7 protein-coding genes and 1 pseudogene are annotated in these 11,957 nt (G+C 65.7%); all 8 read left to right on the forward strand.

Going from position 1 to position 11,957, the window contains the following annotated elements; all coding sequences use genetic code 11:
* Window positions 1-15: 15 nt before the first annotated feature.
* The 8 genes and pseudogenes from ACYJP6_RS10040 to ACYJP6_RS10075 all read left to right on the forward strand — a co-directional run bounded on the left by ACYJP6_RS10040 (window position 16) and on the right by ACYJP6_RS10075 (window position 11,944).
* Window positions 16-1,005, forward strand: a complete 990-nt coding sequence (locus ACYJP6_RS10040; protein ID WP_459474846.1) for an XdhC family protein — start codon at window positions 16-18, stop codon at window positions 1,003-1,005.
* Between the two features lie 2 nt (window positions 1,006-1,007).
* Window positions 1,008-1,490: pseudogene (locus tag ACYJP6_RS10045) on the forward strand (nucleotidyltransferase family protein); the annotation flags it as partial.
* Between the two features lie 165 nt (window positions 1,491-1,655).
* On the forward strand, window positions 1,656-2,165 hold the full coding sequence (locus ACYJP6_RS10050; protein WP_459475347.1) for a CinA family protein: 510 nt from the start codon (window positions 1,656-1,658) through the stop codon (window positions 2,163-2,165).
* Window positions 2,162-2,989 (forward strand): ammonia-dependent NAD(+) synthetase, encoded by an 828-nt coding sequence (gene nadE, locus ACYJP6_RS10055; RefSeq protein ID WP_459474847.1) that lies wholly within the window; start codon window positions 2,162-2,164, stop codon window positions 2,987-2,989. Before ACYJP6_RS10050 ends, nadE begins: the two co-directional genes overlap by 4 nt.
* 453 nt (window positions 2,990-3,442) lie before the next feature.
* A complete protein-coding gene (locus tag ACYJP6_RS10060) occupies window positions 3,443-5,446 on the forward strand; it encodes an alpha-1,4-glucan--maltose-1-phosphate maltosyltransferase (RefSeq protein ID WP_459474848.1) in 2,004 nt (667 codons plus the stop codon).
* Window positions 5,447-5,585: 139 nt separating this feature from the next.
* Window positions 5,586-8,915 (forward strand): maltose alpha-D-glucosyltransferase, encoded by a 3,330-nt coding sequence (treS, locus tag ACYJP6_RS10065; RefSeq protein WP_459474849.1) that lies wholly within the window; start codon window positions 5,586-5,588, stop codon window positions 8,913-8,915.
* A complete protein-coding gene (gene glgB / locus ACYJP6_RS10070; RefSeq protein ID WP_459474850.1) occupies window positions 8,912-11,131 on the forward strand; it encodes a 1,4-alpha-glucan branching protein GlgB in 2,220 nt (739 codons plus the stop codon). The genes treS and glgB overlap by 4 nt, the downstream gene beginning before the upstream one ends.
* 87 nt (window positions 11,132-11,218) lie before the next feature.
* Window positions 11,219-11,944, forward strand: coding sequence for a polysaccharide lyase family 7 protein (locus ACYJP6_RS10075; RefSeq protein WP_459474851.1), 726 nt, complete (start codon window positions 11,219-11,221; stop codon window positions 11,942-11,944).
* The last annotated feature ends 13 nt before the right edge of the window (window positions 11,945-11,957 follow it).

An 11,957-nucleotide genomic window follows, 5' to 3' on the forward strand; every position in this document is an offset into this window, starting at 1 on the left:
TAGAGGGGAAGAGGCGTGGACAGTGTCGACCAAGAAGTTTTGCGTACCACGGTAGCCTGGCGCCGGGCAGGGCACCGGGTGAGCCTGTTCACCGTGGTCCAGACCTGGGGCAGCTCGCCACGGCCGCCGGGCGCCATGCTGGCGCTGCGCGGCGATGGCCAGGTCTGCGGCTCGGTGTCTGGCGGCTGCATCGAGGACGACCTCATCGCCCGGCTGCAGGCCGGCCAGTTCGCCGGCGAGCGCCCCGAGGTGATCACCTATGGCGTCTCCGGTGACGAAGCCGCGCGGTTCGGGTTGCCCTGCGGAGGTACCCTGCGCCTGGTGCAGGAGAGGGTCGACGACTGCAGCTGGGTCGCCCGGTTGCTGGAACATTGCGAGAGCCATGAGTTGGCCCTGCGCGAGCTGGACTTGGCCACGGGCCGGGTGCGGATCTCGCCGGCGACCCAGGACCAGCCGGTCAGGCTGGACGAGGGCCACCTGCGCCTGGTACATGGTCCGCGTTGGCGCCTGTTGCTGATCGGTGCCGGCCAGCTGTCGCTGTATGTCGCCGACATGGCGGCCATGCTCGACTTCGAGGTGCTGGTCTGCGATCCCCGCGAGGAATTCCGCCAGGACTGGGCGACGCGCCCGGCGCGCTTCATTCCTGGCATGCCGGACGATGCCGTACTGGCGATCCGCCCGGACGAGCGTACCGCCGTGGTGGCCCTGACCCACGATCCGCGACTGGACGACCTGGCGCTCCTGACGGCCCTGCAATCCGATGCCTTCTACGTCGGTGCCCTCGGCTCGCTGCGCAACAACGACAAGCGCCGGGAGCGTCTCCTGCAACTGGAGGTGCCCGTCGCCGCGATCAATCGCCTGCATGGCCCCATCGGCCTGCACATTGGCAGCCACACGCCGCCGGAGATCGCCCTGTCCTTGCTGGCCGAGGTGGTGGCGGTGAAGAACGGCATCGCCCTGACCCAGAAGAAGCGCGCACTGGTGGCGGTGGAGCAGGTCGCCTGAGGATGGCGTCGGTGCAGATCCTCATCCTGGCGGCCGGCACCGGCAGCCGCTTTCGGGCGGCGGGCGGGGATGACAAATTGCAAGCAGCGCTTCCTAGTCATACTGGAATGAGTGTCTTGCAGGCAACCTTCCGGCTATGGCGCAGCCTCGATCTACCTTGCCTGGCCGTGGTCTCCACCGCTGCCCCCTGGCGCGCCGCGTTGGCCCGCCGCGAGGGGTTGCAGGTACTGGAGCTACCCCCCTCGGGCATGGGCGACAGCCTGGCCGCCGCGGTGCGGGCGACGTCCGCAGCGGAGGGCTGGCTGGTGGCCTTGGGCGACATGCCCTTCATTCATCTGGCGACCGCTCGCCAACTGCTCGAGCTGCAGCGGCCCGACCGTATCGTCGTACCGGTCCACGCGGGGCGACGCGGACATCCCGTGTTCTTTGGTCGGAATTTTGCCGCTGCGCTCAGCGCGTTGAGTGGCGATGAAGGAGCGAAACGGCTGCTGCGCGAGGCGTCGGTGCTAGAGCTGGAGGTCGCCGACCCCGGCATCCAGCTCGACGTCGACACCCCCGCCGACCTAGAAAAAACCGCCGCGACGGGGCGAGAACTTCCCCAATTCACCGCTCTTCCAACGGGGGTGAAAGCTGTGTGGTGGAAGACATCCATGAATCTCATCGAGTCCATGCTGGAATACCTCAAGGCCCAGGAACTGCAATTGACCACGGCGGAATCCTGCACCGCGGGCAAGGTCGTGGGGCTGCTGTCCGAAGTGCCGGGCAGCGGCAGCTGCATCGAATCCGGTTACGTCGTCTACTCCCCGGAGGCCAAGCAGCGCCTGCTGGGGGTGAAGGCGGAGACCATCGAGCGCTACAACCTCACCAGCGAGGAAGTCGCGCGGGAGATGGCCGCCGGTGCCCTGCGCGACAGCCCGGCCCAGGTCGCCATCGCCAACACCGGGTTGGCCGGGCCGGGCGGTGCCGACGGCATTCCCCAGGGGACCGTCTGTTTCGCCTGGGGCTATCGGGTGGGCGACGACATCGTGCTCTATGCTGAGACCCAACACTTTCCCGGTGATCGGGAAGCCGTCCAGCTGGCTGCTGCCCGACACAGCCTGGCGGGCGTAGTGCCCTACCACCAACGTCTTGAACGCGAACTCAAGGAGAACGCCCGATGACCGACGCCCAGCAGCGCGACATCATCCAGGCCCTGCAGGTGCCCGAGCATTTCGACCCGGCCGCGGAGGCCGAACGTCGTATCCAGTTCCTCAAGGATTATCTGCTCGACAGTCGCCAGGAAAGTTATGTCCTGGGTATCAGCGGTGGGGTGGATTCTTCCACCGCCGGCCGCCTGGCGCAGCTCGCGGTGGAGCGGGCGCGGGAGGAGAGCGGCAATGCCCGGCTGAGATTCATCGCCATGCGCCTGCCCTATGGCGTGCAGCGGGACGAAGAGGATGCCCAGCGCGCCTTGCAATTCATCCAGCCCGACGAGACCCATACCGTCAACGTCAAACCCGCCAGTGATGCCATGCTCGCCTCGGTGCGCGAGGCCCGAGTGGCCTTCGATGACGAACTGCATGAGGATTTCACCCTCGGCAACATCAAGGCGCGCCAGCGCATGATCGCCCAATACGCCGTGGCAGGAGCCCGGCGCGGCCTAGTGATAGGTACCGATCATGCCGCCGAGGCGCTGATGGGCTTCTATACCAAGTTCGGCGACGGCGCCTGCGATCTCACGCCCCTGCATGGCCTCAACAAGAGACGGGTGCGAGCCGTGGCCGAATGGCTGGGCGCGCCGGATGCCCTGGTGCACAAGGTACCGACCGCCGACCTCGAATCCCTGTCTCCTGGCAAGGCCGACGAGGATGCCTTCGGCATCACCTACGCCGAGATCGATGACTTCCTGGAAGGCAAGCCGGTGAGTCCGGCAACGCTGGAGATCATTTTCAGCACCTATCGCCGCAGTGCACATAAACGCGATCTGCCCTATACGCCTTTATAGTGAAAACAATCACTTAGGAACAATTGCTGAGAGGTTTGATTAAGAGATGGCGGCGCGAGTGCAAGGCGGTTGGCTGCTCTTGAGACTTGGGATGAGGTTCCAGGTCTCGTAGCGGCGAAATGTCTAAATGACTTTAAAAAAATCGTTCAAGTCATTGAAAATAAATGACTAATAATGGCTTTTGCGAACCTTAGTGGCTTGGCTAACGGCTGAACTTTTGCGCAGCGCCAGCGCTCAGACTCTTTCAGACAGACCCGCACGAGCGACGCCGGTGGCGGTGAGGCTGCAGTGATCCGCAAGGGTCCGAAAGCCGGACTTCCGGGTCCAAGTGGCTCTCCTCGAAGGGCAGTTGCACAACGCCGGTGGTACGCCAAGCAGTGGCGGGTTCATGACCAAGGTCGTATCGCTCGAGCGATGCGGCCTTTCACGCGTCTCAAGATGGAGTCAGGCTCGATGTCGAACACCGATCTCCCCGGTTCTTTTTCCACGCTGTCCCTCGATCCCGCCACTGCTGCCCAGACGCCGCGCATCGCCATCGAGGCGGTGACGCCGGCCGTCGACAATGGCCAGTTCGCCGCCAAGGGCATCGCCGGCCGGGCTGTCGAAGTTACCGCCAAGATCTTTGCTGATGGCCACGACAAGTTGGCCGCCGCCGTGCTCTGGCGCCAGGAGGGCGAAGAGAACTGGCAACAGGTGCCGCTGCTGCTGGAGACCAACGACCTCTGGCGCGGCCGCTTCACGCCGCCGGTGGTGGGCCGCTACGAATTCGTGGTCCAGGCCTGGTGGGATGTCTGGGGCACCTACAGGTACGAGATCGAGAAGAAGTACGCCGCGGGTGTGCCGCTGCACCTGGAATTGCAGGAAGGCCGCATCCACGTCGAGCAGGCACTCTCCCGCGCCGAGGGCGAGCAACGCGGGCCGCTGGAGGCGCTGCTGCAGCGCCTGGACCAGGCGGGTAGCGAAGGCGACAAGGTCGCCGTGCTGCTGGCGACCGAGGCCAGCCAGGCCATGGCACCAGCGGATGCCTATGTGCACCTGACCCACAGCATCGAGTATCCGCTGGACATCGAGCGGCTGCGCGCCGAATTCGCCAGCTGGTACGAACTCTTCCCGCGTTCCATCACCGAGGATCCCCAGCGTCACGGGACCTTCCGCAACGTGATCGGCGAATTGCCGCGCGTGCGTGACATGGGCTTCGACGTACTCTACTTCCCGCCGATCCACCCGATCGGCCTGGCCCACCGCAAGGGCAAGAACAACACCCTGGGTGCCGGCGCTGACCAACCGGGCAGCCCCTATGCCATCGGCAGTCCGGACGGCGGCCACGATGCCGTGCACCCCGAGCTGGGCACCCTGGAAGACTTCCGCGCCCTGGTGGCGGCGGCGGCCGACCATGGCCTGGAGATCGCCCTGGACTTCGCCATCCAGTGCTCGCCCGACCATCCCTGGCTCAAGGAGCACCCGGGCTGGTTCTCCTGGCGTCCGGATGGCTCCATGCGCTATGCCGAGAACCCGCCGAAGAAGTACCAGGACATCGTCAACGTCGACTTCTATGCCAAGGACGCGGTGCCGGACCTCTGGCTGGCGCTGCGCGACGTGGTCTGGCATTGGGTGGAGCAGGGCGTGAAGATCTTCCGCGTCGACAATCCCCACACCAAGCCGTTGCCGTTCTGGGAATGGTTGATCGCCGATATCCGTGGCCGCGACGCCGATGTCATGTTCCTCGCCGAAGCCTTCACCAAGCCGGCGATGATGGCGCGCCTGGGCAAGGTGGGCTACAGCCAGAGCTATACCTACTTCACCTGGCGCAACACCAAGGCCGAGTTGACCGAGTACTTCACCCAGCTCAACGAGCCGCCGCTGCGCGATTGCTACCGGCCGAATTTCTTCGTCAACACGCCGGACATCAACCCGACCTTCCTGCAGACCAGTGGCCGCCCCGGCTTCCTGATCCGCGCCGCGCTGGCCACCATGGGCTCCGGCCTCTGGGGCATGTACGCCGGCTTCGAACTTTGCGAGGGCGCGCCCCTCACCCCCGGCAAGGAAGAGTATCTGGACTCGGAGAAGTACGAGCTGCGGCCGCGCGACTTCTATGCGCCGGGCAATATCATGGGCGAGATCGCCCAGCTGAACCGTATTCGCCGCCAGAATCCGGCGCTGCAGACCCATCTGGGTCTGGAGTTCTACAACTGCTGGAACGACCAGATTTTGTACTTCGGCAAGCGCACCGACGACCTGGGCAACTTCATCCTGATCGCGATCAATCTCGATCCCTTCAATGCCCAGGAAGGCCATTTCGAGCTACCCCTGTGGGAGCTCGGCCTTGAGGATCACGCCACCACCCATGGTGAGGACCTGATGACCGGGCATCGCTGGGCCTGGCATGGCAAGACCCAGTGGACACGCCTGGAACCCGCGATGCCTTTCGGCATCTGGCGCATCCAGCGGGCTCACTGACGCTATCTGCAAAAGGGCCGCGTCTGGGCGAAGGGAAAGGTCCCTTTCGCCGCGCCGCGCGGCCCCGTCACTACCACCGGGCGGCATGGACGACCGGTGTACGTCTCCGATTCAGACGCCCTGTTAAGGACCCGACGACATGGCAAAACCCAATAAAGCTCGTTCCCGCAAGCCCGCTGCCTTCATCGACGATCCACTGTGGTACAAGGACGCGGTTATCTACCAGGTGCACGTGAAGTCGTTCTTCGACTCCAACAACGACGGCATCGGTGACTTTCCCGGCCTGATCGACAAGCTGGACTACATCGCAAGCCTGGGCGTCAACACCATCTGGCTGCTGCCCTTCTATCCGTCACCGCGGCGCGACGACGGCTACGACATCGCCGAATACCGTGGCATCCACCCCGACTACGGCACCATGGCCGATGCCAAGCGTTTCATCGCCGAGGCCCATGCCCGCGGCCTGCGGGTGATCACCGAGCTGGTCATCAACCATACCTCCGACCAGCACCCCTGGTTCCAGCGCGCCCGGCGCGCCAAGAAGGGCTCGGCCGCGCGCAACTTCTACGTCTGGTCCGATGACGACCAGAAGTACGATGGCACCCGCATCATCTTCCTAGATACCGAGAAGTCCAACTGGACCTGGGATCCGGTGGCCGGCCAGTACTTCTGGCACCGCTTCTATTCCCACCAGCCGGACCTTAACTTCGACAACCCGCAGGTGATGAAGGCGGTCATCTCCATCATGAGGTACTGGCTGGACATGGGCGTCGATGGCCTGCGCCTGGACGCCATTCCCTACCTGGTGGAGCGCGACGGCACCAACAACGAGAACCTGCCCGAGACCCACGTGGTGCTCAAGCAGATCCGCGCCGAGATCGACGCCAACTACCCCGACCGCATGCTGCTGGCCGAGGCCAATCAGTGGCCGGAAGACACCCAGCTGTACTTCGGCGACGGCGACGAATGCCACATGGCCTTCCACTTCCCGCTGATGCCGCGCATGTACATGGCCATCGCCCAGGAAGACCGCTTCCCCATCACCGACATCCTGCGCCAGACCCCGGAGATCCCGGCCAATTGCCAATGGTCGATCTTCCTGCGTAACCACGACGAACTGACCCTGGAGATGGTGACCGACCGCGAGCGGGACTATCTCTGGAACTACTACGCTTCGGATCGCCGGGCGCGTATCAACCTGGGCATCCGCCGCCGCCTGGCACCGCTGCTGGAGCGTGACCGCCGCCGCATCGAGCTGCTCAACAGCCTGCTGCTGTCCATGCCCGGCACCCCGACGCTGTACTACGGCGATGAGATCGGCATGGGCGACAACATCCACCTGGGCGACCGTGACGGCGTGCGGACCCCCATGCAGTGGTCGGTCGACCGCAATGGTGGCTTCTCCCGCGCCGACCCAGCCAGCCTGGTGCTGCCGTCGATCATGGATCCGCTCTATGGCTACCAGGCGATCAACGTCGAGGCCCAGTCGCGCGATCCGCATTCGCTGCTCAACTGGACCCGGCGCATGCTGGCCGTGCGCAAGCAGCAGAAGGCCTTCGGTCGCGGCACCCTGAAGATGCTGTCGCCCACCAACAGACGCATCCTGGCCTACCTGCGCGACTTCACTAACGCCCAGGGCGAGCACGAGACCATTCTCTGCGTGGCCAACGTATCGCGCGCCGCCCAGGCCGTGGAACTGGACCTGTCCAGCTTCGCCGGCCAGGTGCCGGTGGAGATGATCGGCGGCAGTGCCTTCCCGCCCATCGGCCAGCTGCCCTACATGCTGACCCTGCCGCCCTATGGCTTCTACTGGTTCTTCCTGGCCGGCAACGAGCAGATGCCCGCCTGGCACACCGAGCCGCCGGCGCCCATGCCCGACTACCAGACGGTGGTCATCAAGCGCCACCTGCAGGAACTGCTGGACGGCGAGCCGCGGCGCATCTTCGAAGAGGTGCTGCCGGTCTACCTGCCCAAGCGCCGCTGGTTCGGCTCCAAGGACGAGGCCATCACCGGCGTACGCCTGGACTATGCCGCCCAGATCAACACGCCCAAGCTGCCGGTGATGTTCACCGAGGTGGTGGTGACCAACGCCAAGGGCGAGGAGCGCTATGCTCTGCCCCTGGGCTTCCTCGCCGAGGAAGACCAGCATTGCAGCCCCCTGGCGACTCAGCTGGCGCTCTCGCGCATCCGCCATGTGCGTCGCGTGGGCCTGATCACCGATGCCTTCGCCCTGACCAGCTTCGTGCACGGGGTGTTCGACGCCTTCCGCAAGGGGGCGAAGATCGCCTTGCCGGAGGGTGAGCTGAGCTTCGAGGTCTATGACAATCCCGAGGACCTGGCACTGGATCCCAGCGTCGAGATCAAGCACCTCGGCGTGGAGCAGTCCAATAGCTCGCTGATCGTCGGCGATCACCTGATGCTCAAGCTCATCCGCAAGGTGGCCGCGGGTATCCATCCGGAAGTGGAAATGGGTCGCTACCTGGCCCAGGCCGGCTTCGCCAACATCGCCGCTACCCACGCCGTGGCCCAGCGCATCGCGCCGGATGGCACGCCCCATGTGCTGATGCTGGTGCAGGAGCATATCCACAACCAGGGTGACGCCTGGAAGTGGAGCCTGGACACCCTGGACCGCGTTACCCGCGATCTGCTCAGCGGCGGCATCTCCGACGTGGAGAACGAGTTCACCGCCATGGGCGACCTGGCGGCCTTTGCCGGGGTGCTCGGCAAGCGTCTGGGCGAGATGCACCTTGTGCTCGCCCAGCCCACCGAGGATGCGGCCTTCGCCCCGGAAACCGTGGACGCCCAGGCGGCCAAGGACTTGGCGCATCGGGTGCGCGTGCAGGTGGACGGTGCCCTGGATACCCTGGAAGCGATGCGCGACCAACTCGACGCCACCGGCAAGGACCTGCTGCAGGGCCTGGTCGGCAAGCGCGCGGCCCTGGCCAAGCGCATCGAGGCCCTGGCTGCCGATGTCGAGGGTGGCCTGCGTATCCGCGTGCATGGCGACCTGCACCTGGGCCAGGTACTGGTGGCCCAGGACGACGCCATCCTCATCGACTTCGAGGGTGAGCCGGCGCGGTCCCTGGACGAGCGCCGCGGCAAGTACGGTCCGCACAAGGACGTCGCCGGGGTGCTGCGCTCCTTCGACTACGCGGCCGCCATGGTCACCCAGTCCAGCAATGCCGGCGCGGATACCTCGGAAGAGCACCTGCGCCTGCGCGCTCAGGCGGCCGAGACCTACCGCAATTCCTCTTATGCCGCCTTCCTGGAAGCCTATCGCGCCGCCGCGGCCGGTATCGGCCATCAGTGGAGCGAGCGGGGCGAACAGGCGGCGCTGGATCTCTACAGCCTGGAGAAGGCGGTCTATGAGATAGGCTATGAGGCTGCCAATCGACCCACCTGGATCAACATCCCGCTACGTGGCGTTGCTGCCATCGTCGAGACCCTCTTGTCTGGAGCCCGCGCATGACCGATCACACCCCAGCCTCAGTCGCCCCGCTGGACGACGCCCGGCTATCCGCCGCCGAGGCCGAGTCGCTGGCCCGTGGCGAGCACGGTAATCCCTTCGCCATCCTCGGTCCCCACCCGGACGGCGACGGCCTGATCGTCCGCGCCTTCCTGCCCAACGCCCTGGGCGTCGAGCTGGTCGATCGCGTCAGCGGTCGGCCGCTGGCGCAGATGCAGCCCGGGCGGGTGCCCGGCCTGTTCATCGCGCGGCTGGACTATGCCGCGCCCTACAAGCTGGTGATCCGCTGGCCCAGCGGCGTGCAGGAAACCGAGGATCCCTATTCCTTTGACCTGCTGCTGGGGGAAACCGATCTCTACCTGTTCAACGAAGGCCGCCATCGCAACCTGGGCGAGACCTTCGGCGCCCAGCGTTGCCAGGTCGACGGGGTGGAGGGTGTGCGCTTCGCCGTCTGGGCACCCAATGCCCGGCGGGTGTCGGTGGTGGGCGATTTCAACTCCTGGGACGGACGTCGCCTGCCCATGCGCCTGCGTGCCAACAGCGGTGTCTGGGAACTGTTCGTGCCGCGGCTGCCGGTGGGGACCTCCTACAAGTACGAGATCCTCGGCCAGCACGGCGTGCTGCCGCTCAAGGCCGACCCCATCGCTCTGGCGGCGGAGTTGCCGCCGCGCACCGCCTCGGTGGTGGCCGACAACAAGCCGTTCAGCTGGCACGACCAGGATTGGATGGCCCGCCGCCGCGAGCGCCAGGGCGTGGAAGCGCCCATTTCGGTCTATGAGCTGCATGCCGGCTCCTGGCGCCGCGAAGGCGGCGACGAGGGGCGGCTGTACAACTGGCGCGAGCTGGCCGAGCGCCTGATTCCCTACGTTCACGAGATGGGCTTCACCCATATCGAGCTGCTGCCGATCATGGAGCACCCCTTCAGTGGCTCCTGGGGCTACCAGCCGCTGGGGCAGTTCGCGCCGACTTCGCGCTTCGGCACGCCGGCCGACTTCGCTGCCTTCGTCGACGCCTGCCACCAGGCCGACATCGGCGTGATCCTCGACTGGGTACCGGCGCATTTTCCCACCGACGAACACGGCCTGGCGCGTTTCGACGGCACCGCGCTCTACGAATACGAGCACCCCTTCGAGGGCTTCCACCAGGACTGGAACACCTACATCTACAACCTGGGGCGCCACGAAGTCCATGGCTTCATGCTGGCCTCGGCCATGCACTGGCTGAAGCACTTCCACATCGACGGCCTGCGCGTCGACGCCGTCGCCTCCATGCTCTACCGCGACTATTCGCGCAAGCACGGCGAGTGGATCCCCAACATCCACGGCGGCCGCGAGAACCTCGAGACCATCGCCTTCCTGCGTCACCTCAACGAGGTGGTCCACGAAGAGGCGCCGGGTGCCCTGGTGATCGCCGAGGAATCCACCTCCTGGCCGGGTGTCAGTGCGCCGGTCAGCGAAGGCGGCCTGGGCTTCGACTTCAAGTGGAACATGGGCTGGATGAACGACACCCTCCACTACGTGGAAGAAGACCCGGTGTATCGCCAGTACCATCATCACCAGATGACCTTCGGCCTGGTGTACGCCTGGTCCGAACGCTTCGTGCTGCCCATCTCCCACGACGAGGTGGTGCACGGCAAGGGCTCGCTGATCGAGAAGATGCCGGGCGACGTGTGGCAGAAGTTCGCCAACCTGCGCAACTACCTGAGCTTCATGTGGACCCACCCCGGCAAGAAGCTGCTGTTCATGGGCTGCGAGATCGGCCAGTGGCGCGAATGGAGCCATGACCGCGAGCTGGACTGGTTCCTGCTCGAGCACGGCACCCACCGCGGTGTGCAGCAGTTGCTGGCTGACCTCAACCGCCTGTATCGCCACGAACCCGCCTTGCACGAGCGTGATCACCTGCCCGAGGGGTTCGACTGGGTGGTGGGGGACGACAGCGGCAACAGCGTCTTCGCCTGGTTGCGCCGGGATGCCCAGCAGCGGCCGCTGCTGGTCGTCGCCAACTTCACCCCGGTGCCTCGTCAGGGCTATCGCCTGGGCGTGCCCGCGCTGGGTCACTGGCAGGAGATCTTCAACAGCGACGCCGAGCGCTACGGCGGCTCGAACATGGGCAATGGCGGTGGAGTGACCGCCGAGGAAATCGCCGCCCATGGCCAGCCGGCGTCCCTCAGCCTGACCCTGCCGCCGCTCGGCTTGCTGGTGTTCAAGCCGCAGGACTGAGCCGCGAGGCTCAGGTCGGCTGTCGACCGCTGACAAGCATCGCCTCTTTAGGCGATGCTTGTCGGGCCGCCGGTCACCGAGAACGCCATGATCGACCTTGCCGAATGGAATCTGACGCTACCTGTGCCCCAGCCCGCGGCCCAAGTGCAGACCGCCCAACTGAACAGCAACGCCTTCCGTAGTCCCTACCTGTCACGGGGCGAGGGCGGCTCGCTGTCGTTCTGGGTGCCGGTGACCGGTACCCCGCAACCTGCCGAAGAGTTTCCGGCCACCGAGCTGCGCGAGACGCGCCCGGATGGCAGCTCCTACGCTTGGAAATACCGCGAGGCGGATGCCCTGCTGCAGGCCGAGGTGGCGGTGCAGCAGGTCCCGTCGCGACCCGAGGTCATCATCAGCCAGATTGAGGACCAGGCCCAGGTACCGGCGGCGTCCCAGGCGCTGTTGCAACTGGTCTATCGGGTCGAGAGCGTGACCGATGGAAAGGGCGAGACAGCCCAGGGGCGGCTGCTCGCCCGACTGAGGGAGAGCCCCAGCGACAGCCCCAAGGACGTGACCTTGCTGGAGCACCTACCCCTCAATAGCCGCTTCAGCTACGACATCAAGCTGGCGCGCAGTGGCGTCCTGACCGTGCGTGCCCATGGGTCCGGCTCCCGCACCGGCGACCTGGGCCTGCAACTGGACAACGCCTGGAGCAGCCATCACCTCTATTTCAAGGCGGGCGCGCGACTGCGCGATGGGGAAGGGCCCACTAGCGAAGGTGGGCGGGTGCTGTTCTATCGGCTGATCTCGATGCACCAGCCCAACAATCGCTGACCGGCGGAACCGG

The organism is Pseudomonas sp. No.117, from assembly GCF_054558395.1.